A 24,892-nucleotide genomic window follows, 5' to 3' on the forward strand; every position below is an offset into this window, starting at 1 on the left:
GCGAAGCGGCCGTGCGCACCGTCGTCGATACGGCTCGGCTCACGCCAAGTGTCACCGTCTTCGGCACCATTCTCGCTACCGTCAGCGCCTGAAACCAGCCTCAGCAACGGCGTGGGTAATTACTATCAATAAGCCACCCGCCCGCAACTCATTCGTGGATTTTTATGCACAATCTCCAACTCCGAATATAAGAGCGTTCCTTGGCCAGAAGCAGACTTTCGCTGAAACAGTCACAAAGCTTCGCAATCATTTAACACATGGAAATCCTCGTCCTAAGAACATTCGAATACTTAACCAATGCATTTATCACGCGAGAGAACTGCTGTTTTTCACAGTTTTCCTAAGCATACTCGATGATGTTGAGATTCCATATACAAGAGGCGACTATACGCCTGTTCCGAGCATAACTGATAATGCTCTTAAATTTCTGAATTCTGGGGGCTTTGAGACGCTATTCTAGTGGCGCCCTGTTCTGACGCGGAAGCAGGATGTGAATATAGCCGATACTTCCATATTTCCTGCAGAGAATGAACCTGAGTCGACAAGCTTGCCGCCTGAGCCATAATCGTCCGGCATGAAGCTGCGAAGCTTGGAGCCACATTATGTCCATCCCGACACTGATCTTCCGTACCATCCGCTGGTCGGCCTGGGATGGCTGCGAGACGGGGCTCGAACATGTGGATGTGCGCCCGGCCGATGGTGGGCTCGATCTCTCAGGCGTCGTGATTGCCCGGGAGGGTGAAATCGAGTTCGGCCTCTCCTATCGCCTCAAGCTGGATGCCCTGTGGCACACGAAGGAGGCTCTCTTGAGAACCACCTCCGGCCACGCACTGCATCTGGAGAGCGATGGTCGGGGGCACTGGCGGGAGAACGGCAAGGACCAACCAGCCCTTCAGGGCTGCATCGACATCGACATCCAAGCGACACCGCTCACCAACACTCTGCCGGTCCGGCGTCTCGGCCTGGAAACCGGCGAGAGCATGGACATCCACCTCTGCTACATCACTGTGCCTGAGTTGACTGTCGCGCCCGCCAACCAGCGCTATACGGCCCTCGAGGCAGGCTCGCTTTATCGATTCGAGAGCCTGGAGAGCGGCTTCACCGCCGACCTTCCCGTGGATGAGGACGGATTCGTTCTCGATTACCCCGAATTGTTCAAGCGCCTCGGCTAGAGCTGCGGACCCAAAAGTGGATTTGCACTTTTGGGATCCATGCGATGCTCTCTTCTTTGGTGTGTGCATCGTTCGGCGCGAAAAACCGGGGCCATTTTTCACTGACGTGGTCCTTACAGGTCCGCATGATGCGCTTAAGTGTTACAGCTTAACCGTGACATCTGGGCACACGGAATAGTACTGGCGCCCGGCTCTCTTTTCCGGTAAGTCTTTGATATCTAATATAGTTTTTAGTAATTCTAAACTAGAACAACAAATGATCGTCTGTTCCTGCAACATCCTCTCCGACGGTGATGTCAAAGCGTGCCTCAAGCCGGGACCGGAATGTCCCCGCACTCCGGCGCAGGTCTATCGCTGTCTCGGCTGCAGCCCCAATTGCGGGCGCTGTGCGCGGACGATCCGTGCCATCATGGACCAAGCGCTCGTCGATGCGGGCGTGGAACCCATTGCCGCCTGTAACCGAGGTTGCTGTCCGACCGTCCTCGAAAAAGTGGCGGCTGAACCCACCCTTTAAAAAAAGTGCCTTTTGCCCTAGTTCATAAATCCTCTAAAGAAGGAGCCGGCGCATCCGGCGTCGAATGGACGAGAGGGTAGGATGAAGGGCGATCCCAAGGTCATCGAGTATCTCAATCGCGGCCTGCGCAGCGAGCTGACAGCGGTCAACCAATACTGGCTGCATTATCGGGTCCTGGACGATTGGGGATACAAGGAGCTTGCGAAAACCTGGCGCAAGGAATCCATCGAGGAGATGCACCACGCCGATCGCTTCATCGCGCGCATCATCTTCCTCGAGGGCTTTGCCAACCTGCAGGTGCTCGATCCCCTGCGCATCGGCCAGACCGTCCAGGAAATCCTCGAATCCGACCTCGCGGCGGAATACGATGCCCGCAATCTCTACGGCGAGGCGGCAGCCTATTGCGAGAGCGTCGGCGACCGCGTCTCGAAGAACCTGTTCGAGGATCTGATGAAGGACGAGGAAGGCCATATCGACTTCCTCGAAACCCAGCTCACCCTCGTCGAGCAGGTCGGCATTGAGCTCTACGCCCAGAAGCATATCGGCGGGCTCGAAGACGACCACGATTAGGATTTTTGCTTTTGGAACCAACCTCATCCTGAGGAGGGCGCGGAGCGACCGTCTCGAAGGAGGTTCCAGAGTGCACTGAAGACGCCCCACCCTTCGAGACGCCGCCTTTGGCGGCCCTCAGGATGAGGCTTCTGAAGAAAGTGAGGCCCGCCCTATGGCGGGCTTTTTCGTTTCACGCCGGTTGAGCGAGCTTTTCCGGCTCATCGATGGAGGCGATCGGCAGGGTGACGAGGCGCAGTTCCGGATCGTCCGGATCGATCCGGATCGAGAAGCCGAGGCTGCGGCACATGTCGAGCATGGTGGAATTCTCGCGCAGCACCTGGCCCTCGATCTCACGCAGACCTTCCGCCTTCGCCCATTCGATCATCAGCCGCATCAGCTCCCAACCGAGCCCAAGCCCCTTGAGGTCGGAGCGGAGCAGGATTCCATATTCGCCCGTCTCGTGGTTCGCATCGGCATGCAGACGAACGGCGCCCATCATCTCGCCGGTCTCCTCATCGAAGGCGACAAAGGCGATGGCGCGGGCGTAGTCGAGCTGCGTCAGGCGGGCGAGGAAGGTGTGGCTGAAGTCGCGGACCGGAGCGAAGAAGCGAAGGCGTAAGTCCTCCGGCGTGATCTTCTCGAAGAAGCGCCGGAACTCCTCCTCGTCCTCGGGCCGCACGGGCCGCACGAAGGCCATCCGCCCGTTGCGCAGCGTGATCGTCCGCTCCCATTCCTTCGGGTACGGTCGCACGGCAAAGCGCGGATGGCCGCTCCCTTTTCGGATTTCGGGCGCGACCGCCACCCGGGCATCGACCGCGATCACGCCGGTCTGGTCGGCCAGAAGCGGATTGATGTCGAGTTCGCGGATCTCAGGGATGTCGGCCGCCATCTGCGCCAGCTTCACGAGCGTCAGCGCAATCGCGCCTTCGTCGGCGGCCGGAACGTCGCGATAGGCTTTGAGCCGGCGCGATACTCGTGTGCGGGCAATGAGATCATTGGCGAGCTTGAGATCAAGCGGCGGCAAAGCGAGCGCCTTGTCGTTGATGACCTCCACTGCCGTGCCGCCGCGCCCGAACAGCACGACGGGACCGAAGGACGGATCGTCCGCCAGGCCGACGATGAGCTCGCGGGCCTTGGCCCGCCGCACCATGGGCTGAACGGTCACGCCGGTCACGTGCGCCTGTGGCTTCAGACGGGCGGCACGCTCGAAGATCTCGGCCGCGGCCTTGCGCACCGCCTCCTCTGTCGTCAGATCGAGCTTCACACCGCCGATGTCGGATTTGTGCACGATATCGGGCGAGAGCACTTTGACAGCGACTGTACCACCCTCGGCAATGATCGGACGAGCGGCCTCCGCCGCTTCCTCCGGCGTGATCGCGAGAGTCACTGGAGCAGTCGGGATGTCATAGGCCCGCAGCAACGCATTGACCTCAAGCGGATCGAGCCAGCGGCGATTCTGAGCCAGAACATGCGCGACGACAGACCGGGCCGCCTCTGTATCGGGCACGAAGTCGTGAGGCAGGTTATCCGGCGTCTCCATCAGCTGGTCCTGCGCCTCACGGTAGCGCACGAGTTGCATGAAGCCGCGCACCGCATCGGCCTCGGTGGCAAAATGCGGGATCCGCGCCTCCTCGAAGACGCGGGCCGAGTCCGGATCCTCGCCGATCCATGCGGCGAAGACCGGCTTCTGGCGATAGCCCCTGGCGCGGTCGCGTTTGATCACGTCCACGACGGCAGAGGCCACGTCCGAGGCTCCGGCAATCGCCGTCGGCACGTTGAGGATGAGGATGGCATCGTTCTCCGGGTCGGCCAGCAGCGCCTCGAGAGCCCCGGCATAGCGGGCCGGCTCCGCATCACCGATGATGTCGATCGGATTCCCATGGGACCAAGTCGGCGGCAGGATGGCGTTGAGGGTTTCCCGTGTCTTGTCCGACAGGGGAGCGAGCGTCCCGCCGAGATCGATCAGCCGGTCGACGGCAAGAACGCCGACACCACCTCCATTGGTCAGAACTGCCAGTCGATTGCCAGGGAAAGGCTTTTGCCGGCCGAGCGTCTCGGCCGCAGCGAAAAGCTGGTCGAGATCGAGCACGCGCAGCAGACCGGCCCGACGGAAGGCGGCGTCATAGACCGCATCCGACCCGGCGAGCGCGCCGGTATGGGTCGCTGCTGCTCTTGCGCCTTGTGCATGCCGTCCCGCCTTGATGACCACCACCGGCTTCACGCGGGCGGCGGCGCGGGCCGCCGACATGAATTTTTGCGCGTTGTCGATGGACTCGATGTAAAGCAGGATCGCGCGGGTGCCGCTGTCGGCGGAGAAGAAATCCAGGCAATCGCTGAAATCCACGTCGATCTTGTCGCCCAAGGACACGATGGCGGAAAATCCCACCTGCCGCTGTGCCGCCCATTCCACGAGACCCGCCGCCACCGCCCCGGACTGGGACACGAGCGCCAGATCGCCGGGCTTGGCGCTGTGGGCCGCAAAGCTCGCATTCATCTTGGCGCGCGGCGCCAGCACGCCGATGCAGTTGGGGCCGACGATGCGCAGGCCATGGGCGCGCGCGGCAAGCCTGACCTGATCGGCCAGAGAGCCCGCGCCATAGCCCATGCCTGCCGTTGCCACGATAGCCGCGCACACGCCTACGCTCCCGGCCTCCTCAATCACGCCAAGCACCCGCTCGGGCGGCACCGCGACGACGATGAGGTCGGGCGTTTCGGGAAGCTGAGAGAGGGACGGGAAACAGGACCTTCCCTCGACCTCGACGTGATGCGGATTGACGGCAAAAAGGTCTCCCTCGAAGCCGCCTGCGATGAGATTGCGCAGGAAGGTCAGGCCGAGGGAACCGGGACGCGGGCTAGCGCCAACCACCGCGATGGAACGGGGAGCGAGCAGCTTGTCGAGGCGATAGGTAGACATGGCGATCCTTCGTCTCGTGGAGCCTTACAAGGCAGAACCTATTGCAACGTCTCATAACCGCAATAGGCGCCGTCATGTCGATTGATCGCGCACCCAGAGATAATGGACGTCAGGCATGCGCTCTTCATTGCCGGAACCATCGGTCGTGGCGATCAGCCGGAAGCTGTGCCGCTCATAGAAGCGGCGCGCTTGCGCATTGTTCTGGAACGTCCAGAGATTGAGCTCGGATCGATCTTTTCTGACAGCTGACAAGAGAGCGTGCCCCACACCTCGCCCGTGCCAGGCCGGATCGACATAAAGGTGGTCGAGCCAGTCGAGCCTTGCGCCGGCAAAGCCGACCAGTTGCCCCTCGACCTCCGCAATCCAAACCTCCGACGTCGGAAAGACGTGTTCCTGAAAGAAGGCCAGGTCCTCATCCGGCGTGTGCAGATCGGGCAGATAAGGCAGGCAGGCCTTACGCACATGGCGGTTCAGACGCGCGACAATCGGCATGTCCGACAGGAACGCTCGGCGCAGGATGAAGCGGGTCACTATTCCGCCAGAACCCGTGTCGGCGGGAAGATTACCTCGACCAGCGTTCCTTCGCTCGGTTGACTGGCGATCTGCAGCGCGCCGCGGTTCGCCTCGACGAGCGCCTTGGTCAGCGGTAACCCGAGCCCCGTGCCGCCGCGCTTGCGCGAGGTGGCGAGCTGGCGGAATGGTTCGAGAGCGGCCTCCACCTCCTCCGGCGTCATGCCGATGCCGGTATCGCGCACCCGGAACGCCACCTCGCCCCGGTCGGTCATGGCTGTCGAAACGATCACCTGCCCGCCCGCATCTGTGAACTTGATGGCATTGGAGACGAGGTTGAGCACGATCTGGCGCATGGAGCGCTCGTCCGCCACCACCGGGGGCAGCTTGGGCGCGAAGCTCATGCGCATGACGATGCGATCGCGCGCAGCCTGCGGCTGGAGCAGGGTCACGCAGGACGAAACCAACTCGTTGAGGCTGACGCCCGTAAACGACAGTTCCAACCGGCCGGCCTCGATCTTCGCCAGATCCAGGAGATCGTTCACGAGGCTGATCACATGGGAGCCGGAGGCGTGAACGTCCTTGAGATATTCCTTGTAGCGGTCGTTGCCGATGGCTCCGAACCGCTCCTCCAGCATGACCTCGGCAAAGCCGAGGATGGCATTAAGCGGCGTGCGGATCTCGTGGCTGATCTTGGCCAGGAGGTCGGACTTCTGGGCGCTCGCCTCCTCGGCCGCGTGCTTGGCGCCGATCAGCTCACCCTCCGCCTTCTTGAAGACGGTGATGTCGCGAAGAACCGCGCAGAACCGGCGGTTCGTCGGCCCGTCGCCCAGGCGGCCCATGGTCATGAAGAGCGGGATCGAGCCGCCCTGGCGTTCCCGGCCGAGCACCTCGCGCCCGTCGTTGAGCAGGCTTCTCACGCCCGGCGAGCGCAGGCTTTCGAGATAATCGAGGGCGACCATATGGCTCTCGGGTGCGAGAAGGACGGTAATGGCATCACCCGCCACCGCCCGTTCGTCGTAGCCGAACAGCGCTTCGGCCGAGCGGTTGAGGGAGAGGATGCGCCCCGTCTCGTTGAGCACGATGACACCATCGGTCGCCGTGTCGAGGATCGCCTCTAGCTCATGGATGCGACTGTCCGGAGAGGGCGGCGGAGCATCCACCCTGGAAGCCTTGCCGATGACCATGAGATCCGCCGGTTCGCCATCCCAATCGGTGGATGAGGAGCGCACGGTGACGGCGATGTTCTCGTTCTGGCGGTTAGTGAGCGCAAGAGCGGAATCCTCACCCCCTGCCTCTCCGAGCGCCGGAGAGCCGCGGAACAGATGCACGAGACCGCCGTCGGTCCGGATCTGCTCGATATCGTCGTAGCCGGTCAGGTCGAGAAGGAAACGGTTGGCGAACAGAATGATCTCGCCGCGATGAACCAGGATCCCGATCGGCAGCCGGTCGAGGATGCGATCGCCATTGGCCGGGCCGGCCGGCGGCGGAAGAGACGGTGCCGCTTCAGCAACAGGTTCCAGTTCCTCGGAGGCCGCTTCCTCAGGACGAGGCGCGTCCTCCTCCAGGCGCGCTCCGAGAGCGCGAGCGATCTCCCGAAAGGCATTGCGCTCCGCATTGGAGAGTCCCGATGTCTGAGTCGGCTTCTCGGCCGGGCGGTCCCGTTCGATGGGCTCCGGCTCGGGCGGATTGGTGCTGGCAAGCGCTTGGGCCACCTGGTCGCGAAGGTTCGAGAACCAAGTTTCCTCCTCCGACGGCGCGGGCTCAGCCGCCGGCTCCTCCGACGGTATTTCCTCGGGCGGACGGAACGGGAGCGTCTCGTCGTTGACCAGACTTTGCGCAATCAGATCGGCTGCGGCGTCCGGGATCTCCCGTTCCTGAACGGCATCCATGCGCAGGAGGCCGAAGCCCCGGAAGCCGATGAGTTGCCGCCCCGGACCGAAGACCGGCATGCCGGCCCAATCGACGGGGACCTGCTGGCGCGAATTGTCAATGCTCCAGAGGACCGTGCGACCGCTCCAGGTCTCGCAACGGGCAAACAGAGCCGCGACGGCTCCATCCGGATCCTCGACGACCGAACCGGACACCTCCTCCCAGGTCTGCCCGACGATATCGCCGGCCATGGCTCCGACAGTCTGGGCGAGATCGGGCGATACATCGGTGAAACGTGTTTCCGCATCCGTGTGCCAGATGAACCGGATCGGGCCAGGACGCCTTTCCGGCTGAGGAGCGGCTTCGGTCTGCGTGACAGTCTCAAGGCTCGTCGGCTCGGCCCGCGGTGACCTGCGCGAGAGAGAGGATGCCTTGGGTACGGCCCCGAGGAAAGCCGTAACCAGAACCGTCTCGCCGTTCTCCAGAGATGCCAGGCGACAGATGGTTGCGACCGGCAGCCAGGGGCGGGTCGGATCAAGCCTCAGGCGCTCCTGCCGGATGCCATGTCGGGGCGCCAGCCCTCTGGCCAACGCCTTGATACGATCACGCGCCCTGAAGCCCGAGGTTACCCGGCCGGCTTCATCGGTGAAGGCGTTCTGCAATCCCTCGGCGGCCGGCGATGTCCAGAGCAGCCTCTCCCCTGCCTGATCCCAGACGAGAACGCCCGTCCCGGAACCGGCCAGAAGGCTCAAGTCCGGTTCGGCGGCAAGCCGCGCGATCAGCGCTTCAATTGGATCGGGACCACCCGTCATCAACGGCCCTTGCTGTGAACTGCCTCAGAGTCACCTCTTGGAGAGGTTCTAGACTAATATCTGCGGCTAAGCATGCAAGGCGGGACACTTGAATCCTTTTACTTTGAGGTAACCTTAATAGGCGAGGCATAGGGAGTTGATTTTGCGGCGCACAATGTGATATTGCACTGCACAAATGCCTTAACGACAAGGAGCACCCCATGGCGACGAACCCGACCCAAGGTTACGAGATTCCCCCGGAGATGCGCGATTTCGCCGAAAAGAGCGTCGAGCAGGCCCGCAAGGCCATCGATGGCTTCATGAACGCCGCCCAGAAGACGGCGGATACGTTCGAAGGCTCGGCGAATACCGTCCAGGCCAGTGCCAAGGACGCCGCCCGCAAGACCTTCACCTATACCGAGCAGAACCTCTCGGCTGCCTTCGACCTTGCCCAGAAGATGGTGCGCGCCAAGGACATGCAGGAAGCCATGCAGATCCAGGCCGAGTTCGTCCGGACTCAGTTCGAGGCTATGCAGACTCAGATGAAGGAATTCGGCTCCCTGGCCCAGTCGGCCATGAAGCAGCCGGGATCCAAGAAGTAATCTCCTTCTCCCTAAAACCTGCGAGGACGTCACGATGGCGGAAGTGAAGAAGCCCAGAGCCAAGAGTACAGTGAAGAGCGTGCAGAAGGCCGACGATCTGGTCGAGATGGCAGCAGTCTCGGCAGCCGAGATCGTCGAGGCCGTTGTGGAGGCGAAGCCCACATCCCTTCCCACGATTGCCACGACTCCCCTTGAGGCAGGAGCCGTCTTCTCTTCCGCCAAGAAGCAGGGCGACGTCTTCCGTCAGGCCGTGAGCGAGGCTGTGGCCGCATCGGCCAAGGGCGCCCTTGAGGTGAACGACAAAATCATCGACGCCGTGAACACGCAGCGCGATGTCGCTCTCGACCTTTGGCGCTCGGCGATCAGCCCTTCCCCCCTGCCGGAGACCTTCAAGGCGCAGAGCCAAGCGACGCGCCAGGCCTACGAGACGGCGTCCGCCCAGTGGAAGGACATCGCCGAGACCACGGCGCTCTGGTTCACCAAGAGTCTCGAGCCGCTGCAATCGGCGCTTCGCCGCTAACTCCGCTGTTCGTCAGCGTCATCATGCGTTAAGGCTCGGCCCTTCCAGGCCGGGCCTTTTTCATGTCGCCTTCACCGATTCCCGCCGTCATCGCCGTCGTCATCCGTGACGGCCAGACACTGCTCGTGCGGCGTGCCAATCCGCCCGATGCCGGGCTGTGGGGTTTTCCTGGCGGCAAGATCGAGTTCGGCGAGACGGTCAAGGAGGCAGCGGCCCGAGAACTTCTTGAGGAGACCGCTGTCCATGCGGAAGCACAAGGCATCATCACCACGCTCGATATTCTGGTGCGGGATGCAGGTGGTGACATTCAGCAGCATTACATCCTAATCGCCGTGCAATGTCGGTGGATTTCAGGCGAGCCTATCGCTGGCGATGATGCTCTCGAAGCGCGTTGGTTTCCTATTGCGGAACTCGATCCGAACACGTTGGCCATGAGTGCGGATGTCGATGTGATTGCCCGACGCGCTCTAGCCTCGGCTTCGAACCTGAGCGACATCTGAACACGGCACGAGACGACAAAAAGGCCTCGCCCCGAAAAAGGGCGAGGCCAAGTTTTGTCTCTTGCTTTGAGGCCTCACGGCCGAACTTCACGCTGTGATCTGCACATAATCGCCGGCTATCTCAAGACGAGCATCGGCAGCATGGTTGATGGGCAGCAAACATTCATAAACCGTCAATCATGTTTCGACTGGTTACGGTCGCCGATATTGCAACAATCTCTCGCGATCCCTTATTAGACCAGCGACAGGCAATAAATGCCTATCTGATCTTTAGTTGTTAAGCACGGAAAACAGTAATGCGTACCTCTGCTCTTGGACTGCTCGCTGCCACAGCGGCTCTCGCCATTGCGGCCTCGACGGCCCACGCGGCTGATCTGCCGGGCCGCTATTCTCCTGCTCCGGCCTATAATGCACTTCCGGTCTTCACCTGGACCGGCTTCTACGCCGGTCTCAATGCCGGCTACGGCTGGAATGTCGGCGACAGCCGCTTCTACGATCCTGCTTTCGGCACGGTCAAAGGTCGCCGCGGCGGCGGCTTCGTCGGCGGTGCCCAGGCTGGCTACAATTACCAGTTCGGCATGTTTGTGGGCGGCCTCGAGACGGACCTTCAGTATGCTGCGGTCGGCAACAAGGGCGCTTCCTACGGCACCACCTACTACCCGGGTGACTCGGATGGCTTCTTCGGCACGATCCGCGCCCGCGCCGGCGTCGCCTTCGACCGCGCGCTCGTCTATGGCACCGGCGGCTTCGCCTATGGCGATATCGGCGGCAACCGTGGCTACGACCCGCTGCTCGGCTATCACAGCGGCGACGAGATCAACTGGGGCTGGACCCTCGGCGGCGGCGTGGAATACGCCATCACCAACAACTTCACCGCCAAGGTCGAAGGCCTCTATGTCGATCTCGACACGAAGGACAACTACGACCGTGGCGGACGCGTGAACGTGGATCGCGATGCAGAATTCGGCGTGCTACGCGCTGGCGTGAACTACAAGTTCAACTGATCACGCAGCAGCCCGAAAAAGCTGAAGGCCCGGTGGCAGCATCGGGCCTTTTTGTATGGCTGGGGATCAACTGTCCCGTCAGGGATCGTTCATGCCCTTCGGCACCTTGAGCTCATCCCTCTTTGTCTCGCTTCGCTTGAGGTCCAGCAGACGTCGCGCAGCAACGCCGCCCGGCTCGGACGAATAAAGCCTGTTATTGAGCACCTCGATTTGCCAGCGCTGCAATTCGAGCAGGGCCTGCAAGCCCCTCACCCGAGCCTGGAGAACGAGAGCATCCTTCAAAGGGTCTGGTCCGCTGGTCGTCATGGGACCATCCCTGACAATCTTGGGATGAATCATGTCTGAACGCGCAATATGAGAGACTTAGCATTAATCGATTTTGCCGGCCAGGAACATAGTCCCTGAAACCGTCAAGCAATGTTGTTCAAGCTAGATATTATTACGTCATAAATATGTCGCCTCACCGTACCGATGCGATGCGACGGACAGGAACCTGAGGGACGATAGGCAGTTGCATCAGCATAGCTTGCTGGAGATTGTCATGCCTGAAATACGCCATGAGATGGAGGCTGAACGGATCCTCGCCACGTTGAGCGTGGCGATGCCGGATGAGCATGCCCTGATGCAGAGCCGCCACCTTCTCGCTGAAGCCTTGGAAAGAGCCGAGCAACGAGGGCGCCAGATGTCCGGGCATCAGAAGGAGTCGAGCGGCTAAGGTTCTTCAGACATCTCTAACGGTGGTCGTGCGATATCTGTCGATGACGGCGAGCACCCTCCCCTGCGACATTGACAGCGAGGAACGGTCCATGGTGAGGCACGTTCCTTCCCCGTGTGCGATAGGACACATCGGGAAGGCCTCGGGCGTGGTGATCTCCGAGCGTTGGGAGAATCGGTCAATGCGCTCCTCTTTGCTTGCAATCATGTTCGGCGCCCTCGGTGCCCTTGCTGCCGGCTCGGCTGCTCTGGCTCAGTCCGCCGATACCCGCATTGCCTCCATGCCATTCGGCGAATGCCTCTCCATCATCAACGAGGCTGCGCAGGAAGTGGACGAGGAACCGGTCAAGCTTGTCAGCACGAGCGACGTGGTCACGGTTCGGATCAACGCGTCGGACGGCTTCGTCACGGTGTCCTGCGACCGCAGTGCCAATAAGATGACCTTGACCAAGAGTCCGGTGCCTGAAGCAGCCGGCATGACGGCGGCTCGCTGAAGCCGCGCTGTTCCAATAAACTCAAAATGAAAACGGCGAGCGCGAGGATCGCCGTTGTGCTGAGAACTTGATGGCCTGACGCTGTCCCTCACTTCTTCCTGTTGTAGACGTCAAGGGAGACGGCCGCGAGCAGCACGAGGCCCTTAATGACCTGCTGGTAGTCGATGCCGATGCCGAGGATCGACATACCGTTGTTCATGACACCCATGACGAAGGCGCCGATGACCGCGCCCGTCACTTTGCCGACGCCGCCGGTAGCCGAGGCGCCGCCGATGAAGACAGCTGCGATCACGTCGAGCTCGAAGCCGAGACCGGCCTTCGGGGTCGCGGTGTTGAGGCGGGCCGCGAAGATCAGGCCGGCGAGGCCCGCCAGCACGCCCATATTGACGAAGGTGAGAAAGGTCAGGCGCTCGGTCTTGATACCCGAGAGCTTGGCCGCCTTCTCATTGCCTCCCAGCGCATAGATACGCCGGCCGATCGTGGTGCGATTGGTCACGAAGGCATAGAGCGCGATCAGCACTGCCATGATGACAAGGACGTTCGGCAGACCGCGATAGGTCGCCATCAGGTAGCAGAACGCGATCACGAGAACAGCGAGCAGACCGTTCTTGAACAGGAACAGGCCGAAGGGTGCCGTCTCGACCGCATGCTTCAGCTGATTGGCGCGACTGCGGAAGCTGAAATAGATGATCGCAGCCACGCTGGCGGCACCGAGGAATAAAGCGGTGTAGTTGAAGCCCTCGCCGCCGAAGACGTCCGGAATGAAGCCGGAGCTCAGGCGCTGGAACACCACCGGGAAGGGACCGACCGACATGCCGCCGAGCAGCGCCAGGGTCAGGCCCTTGAAGACGAGCATGCCGGCAAGCGTGACGATGAAGGACGGCACCTTGAAATAAGCGACCCAGTAGCCTTGCGCCGCGCCGATCATGCCGCCGACGATGAGGCAAGCGATGGTGGTCGTCACGGGATCGATTCCCCACCGCACCATCATCATGGCTGCAAGTCCGCCGACGAAGCCGACGATGGAGCCGACCGAAAGATCGATATGTCCGGCAACGATCACCAGAAGCATGCCCAACGCCATGATGACGATGTAGCTGTTCTGGAGCACCAGGTTGGTGAGGTTGAGCGGCCGCAGGAGCGTGCCGTCGGTCACCACCTGGAAGAACAGCATGATGACCAGAAGCGACAGCAGCATGCCGTAATCGCGGAAATGGGTTTTGGCGAATTCCAACCACGATGTCTTCTGCTGGGGGACGTTAAGCTCGTCGGCGGTTCTCGTGTCCATCTCAGCGTCTCCCCGACTTAACGATAGCGTGCATGATCTTTTCCTGGGATGCCTCGGCAACATCGAGCTCGGCAATCAGGGATCCTTCGTTCATGACATAGATCCGGTCGCACATGCCGAGCAGTTCCGGCATCTCCGAGGATATCATGAGGACACCCTTGCCGGCATCGGCCAGCCTGTTGATGATCGTATAGATTTCGTATTTCGCCCCGACGTCGATGCCCCGGGTCGGCTCGTCCAGAATGAGGATCTCCGGATCGGAGAAGAGCCACTTGCTCAACACCACCTTCTGCTGGTTTCCGCCGGAGAGATTGACCGTCTCCTGGAATACGCTGGGGCTGCGGATACGCATCTTGGCGCGGTAGTCGTTGGCGACCGCAAGCTCCTGGATATCGTCGATGACGAGGTTCTTGGACACGCCCTCGAGATTGGCGAGCGTGACGTTCTTGCGAATGTCCTCGGCCAGGACCAGACCGTAGGTTTTCCGGTCCTCGGTGGCATAGGCGATCCCGTTGGAGACGGCCTTTTCCACCGTGCTGACATCGATCTCCTTGCCGTGCAGGGTCACCCGGCCCGAGATGTTCTGGCCGTAGCTGCGGCCGAACAGGCTCATGGCGAACTCGGTCCGGCCTGCCCCCATCAGCCCGGCGATGCCGACGATCTCGCCGCGCCGGATATTCAGGTTGACGTTCTTGACCACCTGCACATGGCTGTGGAGCGGGTGATAGGCCGACCAGTTCTCGACCTGGAAGATGGTCTCACCGATCTTCGGCTCGCGCTTCGGGTACCGATCTTCCATAGTGCGGCCGACCATGCCGCGAATGATACGGTCCTCGCTCACCTCCTCTGCGCGGCAGTCGAGCGTTTCGACCGTGCCTCCGTCGCGCAGGACGGTGATGGAGTCCGCCACCTTCGAAATCTCATTGAGCTTGTGTGAGATCAGGATCGAGGAAATCCCCTGCTCCTTGAACTGGAGCAGCAGGTTCAGGAGCGCGTCGCTGTCCTTCTCGTTCAGGCTCGCGGTCGGCTCGTCGAGGATGAGAAGCTTCACCTTCTTCGAGAGCGCCTTGGCGATCTCCACGAGCTGCTGCTTGCCGACACCCAGATTGGTGATCAGCTCCTCGGGCGATTCCTTCAGGCCGACAAGCTTCAGCAGTTCCTTCGTTCGTGCAAATGCGATGGACCAATCGATGACGCCATACTTGGCCTGCTCGTTGCCCAAGAAGATGTTTTCCGCGATCGACAGGAGCGGCACCAGGGCGAGCTCCTGATGGATGATGATGATGCCGAGCTTCTCGCTGTCGGCGATGCCCTTGAAGCGCCGTTCCTCGCCTTCGTAATGGATCTCGCCGGAATAGGAGCCGTGCGGATAGACGCCGCTCAGAACCTTCATCAGCGTGGACTTGCCGGCACCGTTCTCGCCCACCAGGGCGTGGATCTCGCCGGCCCTGACCGTGATATTGACGTTGTCCAGGGCCTTCACGCCAGGAAACGTTTTGGTGATCCCCCGCATCTCAAGGATCGCATTCATCGCATGACCTCAGGCAAGAGCCTTCCAGAAATGAGGAAGGACCCTGCGCAGATGCGCAGGGTCTATTTTTGAGCAAGTCGATTACTTGAACTGGTCTTCCTTGTAATAGCCGCTGCCGACCAGAACTTCCTTCCAGTTCGAGGCATCGACGCTGACCGGCTTCAGCAGGTAGGACGGAACGGTCTTCACACCGTTCTCGTAGGTCTTGGTGTCGTTGACTTCCGGTTGCTTGCCGGAGAGCACGGCGTCGACCATGTTGACCGTCACCTTGGCAAGCTCGCGGGTATCCTTGAACACCGTTGAGGTCTGCTCCTTGGCGAGGATCGACTTGATCGAGGGCACTTCCGCATCCTGGCCGGTGATAACCGGCATCGGCTGCTTCGGCGTGCCGTAGCCCACGCCTTTGAGCGAGGAGATAATGCCGATGCTCAGGCCGTCATAAGGCGAGAGAACCGCGTCGACACGCTTGTCGGTGTAGAAGGCGGAGAGCAGGTTATCCATGCGGGCCTGGGCGACAGCGCCATCCCAGCGCAGGGTCGAGACCTTGTCCATGCCGGTCTGGCCGCTGGCAACCTTGAGCTTGCCGCTCTTGATGTAGGGGTCGAGCACGGACATGGCGCCGTTGTAGAAGAAGAAGGCGTTGTTATCGTCGGGCGAGCCGCCGAACAGCTCGATGTTGAACGGGCCCTTGCCCTCCTTCAGGCCGAGCGCCTTCTCGATATAGCCGCCCTGGAGCACGCCGACCTGGAAGTTGTCGAAGGTCGCGTAATAGTCGACGTTCTTGGAATTGCGGATCAGGCGATCATAGGCGATGACCTTGATACCCTTGTCGGCAGCCTGCTGAAGGGCATCGGAAAGCGTCGTACCATCGATGGCCGCGATGACGAGAACCTTGGAGCCCTTCGTGATCATGTTCTCAACCTGCGAGAGCTGGTTCGGTATGTCGTCTTCCGCATATTGCAGGTCGACGTTGTAGCCCTTCTCTTTGAGCACCTTGACCATGTTGTTGCCGTCGTCGATCCAGCGCGCTGACGACTTCGTCGGCATGGCCACGCCGACCGTGCCCTTGTCCTGCGCCTGCGCGGCGCCGAGCATGCCGAAGGCTCCAAGAGCCACGGCCGCCAATGTGGTCGTGTATGTCTTCAAGGTCGTTCTCCCTCTCGTCCATGCCCGGAACGACATCATTGTGCCCGGCGCATATTCAGCGTTCTTCGCTTTTAGGGCTCAGGTCGGCTTGGGCTTTCGATGCAGGCCAGCTGCCGCTTTTGACCCCTATGATGAGCAGGATTGCCCTGTGGGACAGCCCTACTCCCCTCTCACAGGCTGAGTGTTAGACCTCTCATGCCAGCCAATAAATCATACTATAATACTATTTTTGCACGACAGAACTCCCAGCGAGCCCTGCTATCCCAAATCCTTCGGGAAACCTGGCAACACCCGAACTACTCGACGCCCGAAAAGGCATGAATCTGGACCGTCGCCAGCGAACTTTCCACATGCTTGATCTGGACCCGCTCCGCCGCCTGCAGGATCAGCTCGGACATGGCATCGCTTGCGGCGGTGGGATTGCGCTGCTCGATGGCATCGAACACCGCTTGATGCTGCCGCATGACCTCCCTGAAGCGGTCGTCGCTGGAAACCGGGGAACTGATCGTGAAGGACGTGGCGAGCGCCGCGCCGATGACGGAGCCGATCGATTGCAGGAAGGGATTGCCGGAGGCTTCCAGGATGGCCTGATGGAAGGCGAGGTCCGCCTTGGTGAAGCCCTGGCGGCTGGTCTCGCACTGATACATGGCCTGGAGCGACCTGTGCATCTCCTTGAGCTGCTCCGGCGTGCGACGCACCGCGGCGGTGGAACAGGCCAGAGGCTCCAGCATCTGCCGGATCTCGAACAGCCATCCGAGGAAGCGGGCATCGACCCCGATCTCGAGATGCCACTCGAGAATGTCGGCATCGAACATGTTCCAGTTGTTGCGGTCGAGAACCTTGGTGCCGACCTTCGTCTTGGATTCGATCAACCCCTTCGCCGCCAGGGTTTTCATGGCTTCCCTCAAGGCAGTCCGGGAAACCCCAAAAAGCTCCATCAGCTCTGCATCACCCGGCAGAGTGCTGCCGACGGGAAAGCGACCCTGCATGATGTCATGGCCGATCCCATGGGCGACGAGATCATGGGCTGATCGCGCTCTCGAAGGCCGCTGGACACCGTTCAACATCGTCAACCTGCTTTCCTACTCTACCTTGTTCGAAGGGATGCCGCCGAAAGCCCCCGCTGCAGCACGATGAATGCGAACAGCAGGGCGCCGATGGCGATCTTGGTCCACCAGGAACTCAAGGTTCCCTCGAACGTGATGTATGTCTGGATCAATCCCTGAATGAGCACGCCGACAAGCGTGCCGATGATCGTCCCATAACCTCCCGTCAGCAGTGTACCACCGATGACAACCGCCGCGATGGTGTCGAGCTCGACCCCGGTCGCAGCCAGTGAATAGCCCGCGGAGGTATAAAAGGAAAAAACGATTCCGGCCAAGGCGGCAAGGAAACTCGACAGCATGTAGATGCGGATGGTGGTCTTCCCTACCGGCACGCCCATCAGCTCCGCCGAGGTCCGGTTGCCTCCCAACGCGTAGACGTTGGCGCCGAACCGGGTGAAATGCGCCAGGACGATGCCGATCGCAAAGGTGAGCAGCATGATCATGGCGATGACGGTCAACCGCCCGCCGCCCGGCAGCCGAAAGGCGATATCGGTGATCTGGCCATAGGCGGGAGCGTTGATCGGGATCGAATCCGTGGTGAGCACGAAGCACAGGCCACGCGCCAGGAACATGCCCGCCAGGGTCACGATGAAGGCCGGGATCTGGAACGTATGGATCAGGAAGCCCATGCCGGCCCCGAACAGCGCGGCGATCCCCAGGATGAGAACGAAGGCGAGATAGGGATTGAGGCCGTATTTCTCGATGGTGACGGCGAGGAACACGCCGGTGAACGCGATGACAGAGCCGACCGAGAGATCGATGCCACCGGACAGGATCACGAAGGTCATGCCGACCGCCACGATGCCCAGGAAGGCATTGTCGGTCAAAAGATTGCCAATCACGCGGGTCGAAGCGAAGCTCGGAAACTGTGCGAGGCAAATCAGGTAGCCGACGACGAAGACGGCAAGCGTGATGAGAACCGGAAGATGGCGCCTGATCATGTTCTTGCCTTCCACACGGAACGGACGGCCGAGAGAACCGGCGACTGGGCGAGAAGCACGGCGAGCACCACGATGGCTTTCACGATGAGGTTGTATTCCGGCGGATAGCCGCTCAGCAGGATACCCGTGTTCATGGCCTGGATGATCAGGGCTCCAACGACGGAGAGGCCGAGGCTGAAGCGACCGCCGAACAGGGACGTGCCGCCGATCACCACGGCCAGGATCGCATCGAGTTCGAGCCAGAGTCCGGCATTGTTGGCATCGGCGCCGCGGATATCCGCCGTCACGATCAGCCCGGCAATCGCCGCGCACAGGCCGCACCACATGTAGACCGCGATGGTCACGACCTTGGTGCCGATCCCGGCATAGGCGCTCGAACGGACATTGGCGCCAATGGACTCGATGAAGAGACCTAGGGCCGTGTACCGCACGATGAAGTGCGTGATGATCAGCATCACGATGGCGATCACGACCGGCATCGGCAGCATCAGAAAGGAGCCGCCGCCGATGGCGGCAAAACCCTCGCTCACAAAGGTGATGATCTGCCCCTCCGTGATCAGCTGCGCGAAACCGCGCCCGGCCACCATCAGGATCAGGGTTGCCACGAAGGGCTGAATTTCGAGCACGGCGACGAGGAAGCCATTCCATAAGCCACAGGCGAGGCCGATGCCTGCGGCAGCGGCCAGGGCGACGGGAAGCGGATAGCCCTGTGCCGTCAATGTCGCGGCCATCGCGCCGGCAATCGCCATGACGGCACCGACAGAGAGATCGATGCCGCGGGTCGCGATGACAAGGGTCATCCCCAAGGCCAGGATAGCCACCGGCGCACCGCGGTTCAGCACATCGATGAGACTGCCGAAGAGGCGGCCATCCTGTAGGCGCAGGGCGAAGAAGTCGCGAAAGACGAGCCAGTTGACGAGAAAGACGAGAAGGAGCGCCGCAACCTGCGGAAGCCCCTTGGGAAGGGTGCGTGGAGAACTGGCCTGAATCATGCCGCTCATTCAATGGCCTGCGATGGTTGTCATGATGGTATCGGCGCTCACCTCGGATCCGGACAATTCGCGCACATGCCGCCGGTCGCGCAGGACCACGACCCGGTCACTGTAGGACGAAATCTCCTCCAGCTCAGACGAGATGACGAGAAGGGCAAGTCCGTCCTCGCACAGCCGTTCGATCAGGCGGATGATCTCCGCATGGGCACCGACATCGATACCGCGTGTCGGCTCGTCCAGAATGAGAAAGCGCGGCTCGGTGGCAAGCCAGCGGGCAAGCAGCGCCTTCTGCTGATTGCCGCCGGAGAGAAGACCGATGGGCTTCTCCGCATCCGGCGTGCGGATGTCGAGAAGCTTGATGAAGCGGTCAGCGATCTCCTCCTGCCTGCGCCTCGGGATCAGGCGCAGCCACCCGCGCTGCGCCTGGAGAGCCAGGATGATGTTCTCGCGGACCGACAGCTCCGCCACGATGCCTTCCGTCTTGCGATCTTCGGGCGTGAATCCGAACCGCAACCGGGCCGCATCGCGCGGCGTGGCGATGCGCACGGGCTTGCCGTCGACGAAGGCCTGACCGCTGTCGGCGCGCTCGATGCCGAAGACCAGTTTGGCGGTTTCCGTCCGGCCGGAGCCGAGGAGGCCGGCAAGGCCCACGACCTCGCCGGGGCGCACCGCCAGATCGAACGGCTCCATGAGACGGCGCTTGCCGTAATCCTTGAATGCGACAAGCGGCTCGCCCGTGACGGCGCTACGCTGGTTGCGATGCAGAGCTTCCGCGGCGAGCTCGCGCCCCAGCATCATGGAGACGAGCTCGATTCGCGGCAATTCCGCGATGGGACGGGAGCCCACGAGGCGCCCATTGCGCAACACGGTGATCCGGTCACAGACCGCGTAAACCTGATCGAGGAAATGCGTGACGAATACGATGCCGATGCCGCGGCTCTTGAGATCCCTCAGGATCTTGAAAAGGGTTCCGACCTCATGCGCGTCGAGACTTGCCGTCGGTTCGTCGAGGATCAGCACCTTGGCCGAGAGATCGACCGCACGCGCGATGGCGACGATCTGCTGAACGGCCACCGAATAAGTGCTCAAGGGATTGGCGACATCGACGTCGAGACCGTAGCCGGCCAGAAGCTCTTCGGAGAGCCGCCGCATCTCCCCGGTGCGCACGAGGCCGAAACGGTGCGGCTGACGGCCGATGAAGAGATTTTCCGCCACCGACAGGTTCGGCAGCAGATTGACTTCCTGATACACCGTTCCGATGCCAAGCGAGAGCGCATCCGCAGGATCCCGTGCGGCGATCTCCTGCCCATCGAGGCGAATGGTGCCAGCATCGCGCTTGAACACACCGGTCAGCACCTTGATCAATGTCGACTTGCCGGCGCCGTTCTCACCGAGCAGCCCGTGGATCTCGCCCGCATGCAGCGTGAAGTCCACGTGGTCGAGCGCTTGCACGCCCGGGAAACCCTTCGTGAGACCTCGGATCTCAAGGAGCTGAGGCTGCTCTGTCAATGGTGGCATCACGTCCTCACCGGCCCCTAGAGCATCGGACCCAAAAGTGGATTTGCATTTTTGGGATCGATCCGATGCTCAAACCCTTAAGCGAAGCAGCAGGCGATCGCCCGCCTGCTGCTCTGATCACTTGATGATATTAGTATAGGTCCTTGCGCTTGTCGTACTCGGCCTTTGCCGTCTCGGGCGTGTAGACCTTGGACTCCGTCTGGATCCACTTCTTCGGCGCTGTGCCGTCCTTCTTGAAGGCCATGAGCGCGTCGAGCGCGGGGCCTGCCATGTTCGGTGTCAGCTCGACCGTGACATTGGCTTCACCATCGGCCATGGCCTTGAAGATATCCGGCACGGCATCGATGGAAACGACCTTGATGTCCTTGCCGGGCTTGAGGCCTGCTTCCTTGATGGCCTGAATGGCGCCGATCGCCATGTCGTCGTTATGGGCATAGACAGCGCAGATGTTCTTGCCGCCACCCTCGGCCTTGATGAAGCTTTCCATCACTTCCTTACCCTTGGTGCGGGTGAAGTCGCCGGATTGGGTACGGATGATCTTCATGCCGGGATTAGCGGCAACGACCTGATCGAAGCCCTTCTTGCGGTTGATCGCCGGGCTCGAGCCGACCGTGCCCTGCAGCTCGACCACATTGCACTTGCCACCCGTTTCCTTGGCCAGCCACTCGGCGGCGACCTTGCCCTCATAGACGGTGTCGGAGGTCACGGCGGTGAGGTAGAGAGACTCGTCCTTCGTATCGATGGAGCGGTCGAGCAGCACGACCGGAATCTTGGCGTCCTTGGCTTCCTTCAGCACCGCGTCCCAGCCCGTGGACACGACAGGTGCGATGAAGATGGCATCCACGCCCTGCGCGATGAAGGAGCGAACGGCGCGGATCTGGTTTTCCTGCTTCTGCTGAGCGTCGGAGATCTTCAGGTCGACGCCACGCTTTTCGGCTTCGATCTTCGAGACCTTCGTCTCGGCGGCCCGCCAGCCGGATTCCGATCCGACCTGCGAGAATCCGATGGTCATTTTGGTCTGGGCATAGGCGACGCCTGAGGACAGCATCAGCGTGGCCATGCCGATTGTCGTCAGAAGGTAGCGGGCTTTCATGGGCATTCTCCCTAAATTTGTCGTTGCTCTTCGACTTTAGCAGCCTTATCAGCTGTCTATTAGTACTATTATATGAATCAAATTGAGCGCCTATTCAACCAAAGTCGTGGGCTTAATAACCCTCGCTCGGCGAGGCGATGCAAAGTTTCAAAGGCACCGAGAGAATGACCGAAGACAAGAAACGCCAGCTGCGTAGCCAAGCCTGGTTCGGCCGTCAGGATAAAATGGGCTTCTATTACCGCTCCTTCCTGAAGAACAGCGGCTTCCCGCAGGATCAGTTCGAGGGCCGGCCGGTAATCGGCATCTGCAACACCTGGTCCGAGCTGACGCCCTGCAACGCGCATTTTCGCACCATTGCCGAGCACGTGAAATACGGCGTGCTGGATGCTGGCGGCTTCCCACTCGAATTTCCGGTCTCGTCTCTCGGCGAGGTGACCATGCGGCCAACCGCCATGCTGTTCCGCAACCTCGCGGCCATGGACGTGGAGGAAGCGATTCGCGCCCATCCTCTCGATGGCGTCGTCCTTCTCATGGGCTGCGACAAGACCACCCCTGCCCTGCTGATGGGCGCGGCCTCGGCGGATCTGCCCACCATCGGCGTCTCGGGCGGCCCGCAGCTGCGCGGCGTCTATCGCGGCAAGTATATTGGCTCGGGCACCAACATCATTTCCATGAGCGAGCAGCTGCGCGCCGGGGAAGTGACCCTGCAGGAATTCCATGAGGCGGAAGGCGGCATGAACCGCTCCGCCGGCCACTGCATGACCATGGGCACCGGCTCCACCATGGCCTCCATGGTCGAGGCGCTCGGCGTCGGCCTGCCGGAGAACGCCGCGATCCCTGCCGCCGATGCGCGGCGCAACCATCTCGCCCGCATGGCCGGCCGACGCATCGTCGAGATGGTGAATGAGGATCTCGTGCTGTCGAAGGTGATGACGCGCGAAGCTTTCGAGAACGCCATCCGCACGCTTGCCGCCATCGGCGGCTCGACCAACGCGGTCGTGCATCTTCTCGCCATTGCGGGACGTGTCGGCATCGACCTGACCCTTGACGATTTCGACAAGCTCGGCCGTGAGATCCACTGCCTCGTCGATCTCATGCCCTCCGGCCGCTTCCTCATGGAGGACTTCTACTATGCTGGTGGCCTGCCGGTCGTGCTGCGCACGCTCGGCGAACGCGGCCTCCTGCACAAGGACGCGCTCACCGTCAATGGCAAGCCGATCTGGGAGAACGTGAAGGACGCGCCGTGCTGGAACCGCGAGGTGATCACCACCTTCGAGGAGCCTTTCAAGCCGGAAGCCGGCATCGCGATCCTCAAAGGAAATCTCGCCCCCAACGGCGCCGTCATCAAGCCGTCCGCCGCTTCCCCTGAGCTGATGCAGCACACGGGCCGCGCGGTCGTGTTCGAGACCATCGAGGAGTTGCACCACCGCATCGACGATGACGATCTCGATATCGACGAGACCTGCATCATGGTGCTGAAGAACTGTGGCCCGAAGGGCTATCCGGGCATGGCCGAGGTCGGCAACATGCCGCTGCCGCAGAAGCTGCTCAAGAAAGGCGTCCGCGACATGATCCGCATTTCGGATGCGCGCATGTCCGGCACGGCCTACGGCACGGTGGTTCTGCACGTGGCTCCGGAAGCGGCTGCCGGCGGTCCGCTTGCTCTGGTGCAGAACGGCGACCTCATCACGCTCGACGTAGCGGCGCGCAGCCTGCATCTTCACGTCGAGGCCGAGGAGATGGAGCGCCGGCGTGCCGCCTGGGTGCCGCCCGCCCCGCATGCCGATCGCGGCTGGGCCAAGCTCTATATCGACCATGTTCTGCAGGCCGACAAAGGTGTCGATCTGGACTTTCTCGTCGGACGGACAGGATCGCCCGTTCCGCGCGACAACCATTGAACACGACACCATCAACATTTGAAGGGAGAAACCATGTCCTTGTCCGACAAGATGTCCACGCGCCCTTATCGCGGCGTATTTCCTGTGGCCCCCACCATTTTCGATGACACCGGCAAGCTTGATCTTGAAGGCCAGAAGCGCGTCATCGATTTCATGATCGATGCGGGCTCCGACGGCATCTGCATTCTCGCGAACTTTTCCGAACAGTTCCTGCTGACCGACAGCGAGCGCGAATCCGTGATGACGACGGTGCTCGATCACGTCGCCGGGCGGGTTCCGGTCATCGTCACCACGAGCCACTTCTCGACCGAGATCTGTGCCGAGCGCTGCCGGCGGGCTGAAGCGGCGGGCGCGGCCATGGTCATGATCATGCCGCCCTTCTTCGGCGCGACGCTGCGCGTGTCGGAGGCCGGGATCTACGAGTTCTTCCGCAGGGTCTCGGATGCCATCACCATTCCGATCATGATCCAGGATGCACCGATGGCCGGCACCTTCCTGTCGGCGTCCTTTCTCGCGCGCATGGCGAAGGAGATCGCCAACGTCTCCTATTTCAAGATCGAGGTGCCCGGCACGGCGGGGAAGCTGCGCGAGCTGATCGCTCTCGGCGGAGACGCCATCGAAGGTCCCTGGGATGGCGAGGAGGCGATCACCCTCATGGCCGATCTCGATGCCGGCGCCACGGGCGCGATGACGGGCGGGGCCTATCCGGACGGCATCCGCAAGATCATCGATCCCTACATGGCCGGTAACCGGGAGGAGGCTCTTGTTGCCTACGAGCGCTGGCTGCCGCTGATCAACTACGAAAACCGGCAGTGTGGCCTCTTGGCCGCCAAAGCACTCATGAAGGAAGGTGGCGTGATCCGGTCGGAAGCCGTCCGTCATCCGCTGCAACCCCTGCATCCCGAAACACGCAAGGGCCTGATCGAAGTCGCCCGCCGCCTCGATCCGATCGTGTTACGCTGGGGCCGGTAAGACGATCCCGATTTTTGTCGGATGATCTCAGTTCAACTGACCGTGGGTCTGAAAAGATCCACGGTCTTTTCTTTTGATCAATGACAATATTCACATCTCAATCCTACCCGTTATTAAGTCTATTAAAAAATGGATAACAACAACTACAGAAACGATAAGTGTTTCCACTTATTGACTTACAAAGTACTTCTTTGAGACTTGCAGGACCTGGTAGAGCGTGTCGCGGGGGCACGCGCCCCCCGTGGCGA

At 61.3% G+C, this 24,892-nt stretch carries 23 protein-coding genes; 11 read left to right on the forward strand and 12 right to left on the reverse strand.

Annotated elements, in window-relative coordinates; translation table 11 throughout:
* The first annotated feature begins 602 nt into the window (after positions 1-602).
* From ACS5Q1_RS24295 to bfr, 3 genes are all read left to right on the forward strand, one after another.
* Positions 603-1,172, forward strand: a complete 570-nt coding sequence (locus ACS5Q1_RS24295) for a putative glycolipid-binding domain-containing protein (RefSeq protein ID WP_473100583.1) — start codon at positions 603-605, stop codon at positions 1,170-1,172.
* A 256-nt stretch (positions 1,173-1,428) separates the two neighbouring features.
* Positions 1,429-1,686: a (2Fe-2S)-binding protein gene (locus ACS5Q1_RS24300; RefSeq protein ID WP_203440913.1), complete on the forward strand. Its 258-nt coding sequence runs from the start codon at positions 1,429-1,431 to the stop codon at positions 1,684-1,686.
* Between the two features lie 81 nt (positions 1,687-1,767).
* Positions 1,768-2,256 (forward strand): bacterioferritin, encoded by a 489-nt coding sequence (gene bfr / locus ACS5Q1_RS24305; protein ID WP_203440914.1) that lies wholly within the window; start codon positions 1,768-1,770, stop codon positions 2,254-2,256.
* 172 nt (positions 2,257-2,428) lie between these two features.
* On the opposite strand, the gene ACS5Q1_RS24310 is transcribed toward bfr, so the two are convergent.
* The 3 genes from ACS5Q1_RS24310 to ACS5Q1_RS24320 all read right to left on the reverse strand — a co-directional run bounded on the left by ACS5Q1_RS24310 (position 2,429) and on the right by ACS5Q1_RS24320 (position 8,346).
* A complete protein-coding gene (locus tag ACS5Q1_RS24310; RefSeq protein WP_473100584.1) occupies positions 2,429-5,152 on the reverse strand; it encodes a bifunctional acetate--CoA ligase family protein/GNAT family N-acetyltransferase in 2,724 nt (907 codons plus the stop codon).
* A 72-nt stretch (positions 5,153-5,224) separates the two neighbouring features.
* The gene (locus ACS5Q1_RS24315) at positions 5,225-5,683 is read right to left on the reverse strand and encodes a GNAT family N-acetyltransferase (RefSeq protein ID WP_473100585.1); all 459 of its coding nucleotides are present in this window, start codon (positions 5,681-5,683) and stop codon (positions 5,225-5,227) included.
* Positions 5,683-8,346: a PAS domain-containing sensor histidine kinase gene (locus tag ACS5Q1_RS24320; RefSeq protein ID WP_473100586.1), complete on the reverse strand. Its 2,664-nt coding sequence runs from the start codon at positions 8,344-8,346 to the stop codon at positions 5,683-5,685. Before ACS5Q1_RS24320 ends, ACS5Q1_RS24315 begins: the two co-directional genes overlap by 1 nt.
* 200 nt (positions 8,347-8,546) lie before the next feature.
* Between ACS5Q1_RS24320 and ACS5Q1_RS24325 the strand changes: the two genes are divergently transcribed.
* From ACS5Q1_RS24325 to ACS5Q1_RS24340, 4 genes are all read left to right on the forward strand, one after another.
* A complete protein-coding gene (locus tag ACS5Q1_RS24325; protein ID WP_473100587.1) occupies positions 8,547-8,927 on the forward strand; it encodes a phasin in 381 nt (126 codons plus the stop codon).
* A gap of 34 nt (positions 8,928-8,961) precedes the next feature.
* On the forward strand, positions 8,962-9,447 hold the full coding sequence (locus ACS5Q1_RS24330) for a phasin family protein (protein WP_473100588.1): 486 nt from the start codon (positions 8,962-8,964) through the stop codon (positions 9,445-9,447).
* 62 nt (positions 9,448-9,509) lie between these two features.
* Complete coding sequence (locus ACS5Q1_RS24335) at positions 9,510-9,947, forward strand: NUDIX hydrolase (RefSeq protein WP_473100589.1); 438 nt, start codon at positions 9,510-9,512, stop codon at positions 9,945-9,947.
* A gap of 296 nt (positions 9,948-10,243) precedes the next feature.
* Positions 10,244-10,951 (forward strand): outer membrane protein, encoded by a 708-nt coding sequence (locus tag ACS5Q1_RS24340; RefSeq protein WP_203440920.1) that lies wholly within the window; start codon positions 10,244-10,246, stop codon positions 10,949-10,951.
* 78 nt (positions 10,952-11,029) lie between these two features.
* On the opposite strand, the gene ACS5Q1_RS24345 is transcribed toward ACS5Q1_RS24340, so the two are convergent.
* Positions 11,030-11,257, reverse strand: coding sequence for a hypothetical protein (locus ACS5Q1_RS24345; protein WP_473100590.1), 228 nt, complete (start codon positions 11,255-11,257; stop codon positions 11,030-11,032).
* Positions 11,258-11,492: 235 nt separating this feature from the next.
* On the opposite strand from ACS5Q1_RS24345, the gene ACS5Q1_RS24350 reads away from it, so the two are divergent.
* Positions 11,493-11,666, forward strand: a complete 174-nt coding sequence (locus tag ACS5Q1_RS24350) for a hypothetical protein (protein WP_203440922.1) — start codon at positions 11,493-11,495, stop codon at positions 11,664-11,666.
* 181 nt (positions 11,667-11,847) lie between these two features.
* A complete protein-coding gene (locus tag ACS5Q1_RS24355) occupies positions 11,848-12,159 on the forward strand; it encodes a hypothetical protein (RefSeq protein WP_473100591.1) in 312 nt (103 codons plus the stop codon).
* 88 nt (positions 12,160-12,247) lie between these two features.
* On the opposite strand, the gene mmsB is transcribed toward ACS5Q1_RS24355, so the two are convergent.
* From mmsB to ytfQ, 8 genes are all read right to left on the reverse strand, one after another.
* A complete protein-coding gene (gene mmsB, locus ACS5Q1_RS24360) occupies positions 12,248-13,357 on the reverse strand; it encodes a multiple monosaccharide ABC transporter permease (RefSeq protein WP_473100618.1) in 1,110 nt (369 codons plus the stop codon).
* A 91-nt stretch (positions 13,358-13,448) separates the two neighbouring features.
* On the reverse strand, positions 13,449-14,978 hold the full coding sequence (gene mmsA / locus ACS5Q1_RS24365) for a multiple monosaccharide ABC transporter ATP-binding protein (protein WP_473100592.1): 1,530 nt from the start codon (positions 14,976-14,978) through the stop codon (positions 13,449-13,451).
* 81 nt (positions 14,979-15,059) lie between these two features.
* Positions 15,060-16,073, reverse strand: coding sequence for a multiple monosaccharide ABC transporter substrate-binding protein (gene chvE / locus ACS5Q1_RS24370; protein WP_371826895.1), 1,014 nt, complete (start codon positions 16,071-16,073; stop codon positions 15,060-15,062).
* Between the two features lie 347 nt (positions 16,074-16,420).
* Positions 16,421-17,191 carry a FadR/GntR family transcriptional regulator gene (locus tag ACS5Q1_RS24375; protein WP_473100619.1) on the reverse strand — a complete coding sequence of 257 codons (771 nt, stop codon included), beginning with the start codon at positions 17,189-17,191 and terminating at the stop codon, positions 16,421-16,423.
* A 20-nt stretch (positions 17,192-17,211) separates the two neighbouring features.
* The gene (yjfF, locus tag ACS5Q1_RS24380) at positions 17,212-18,171 is read right to left on the reverse strand and encodes a galactofuranose ABC transporter, permease protein YjfF (RefSeq protein WP_371826810.1); all 960 of its coding nucleotides are present in this window, start codon (positions 18,169-18,171) and stop codon (positions 17,212-17,214) included.
* Positions 18,168-19,172, reverse strand: coding sequence for a galactofuranose ABC transporter, ATP-binding protein YtfT (gene ytfT, locus ACS5Q1_RS24385; RefSeq protein ID WP_473100593.1), 1,005 nt, complete (start codon positions 19,170-19,172; stop codon positions 18,168-18,170). Before ytfT ends, yjfF begins: the two co-directional genes overlap by 4 nt.
* On the reverse strand, positions 19,173-20,681 hold the full coding sequence (gene ytfR, locus ACS5Q1_RS24390; RefSeq protein WP_473100594.1) for a galactofuranose ABC transporter, ATP-binding protein YtfR: 1,509 nt from the start codon (positions 20,679-20,681) through the stop codon (positions 19,173-19,175). It lies immediately after the preceding gene.
* A 130-nt stretch (positions 20,682-20,811) separates the two neighbouring features.
* The gene (ytfQ, locus tag ACS5Q1_RS24395) at positions 20,812-21,774 is read right to left on the reverse strand and encodes a galactofuranose ABC transporter, galactofuranose-binding protein YtfQ (protein ID WP_473100595.1); all 963 of its coding nucleotides are present in this window, start codon (positions 21,772-21,774) and stop codon (positions 20,812-20,814) included.
* A gap of 164 nt (positions 21,775-21,938) precedes the next feature.
* On the opposite strand from ytfQ, the gene ACS5Q1_RS24400 reads away from it, so the two are divergent.
* Positions 21,939-23,672, forward strand: a complete 1,734-nt coding sequence (locus ACS5Q1_RS24400; protein WP_473100596.1) for an IlvD/Edd family dehydratase — start codon at positions 21,939-21,941, stop codon at positions 23,670-23,672.
* Positions 23,673-23,705: 33 nt separating this feature from the next.
* Positions 23,706-24,644: a dihydrodipicolinate synthase family protein gene (locus ACS5Q1_RS24405; RefSeq protein ID WP_473100597.1), complete on the forward strand. Its 939-nt coding sequence runs from the start codon at positions 23,706-23,708 to the stop codon at positions 24,642-24,644.
* Positions 24,645-24,892 lie beyond the last annotated feature (248 nt).

The sequence above is a fragment of the Microvirga sp. GN3 genome, from assembly GCF_055792825.1.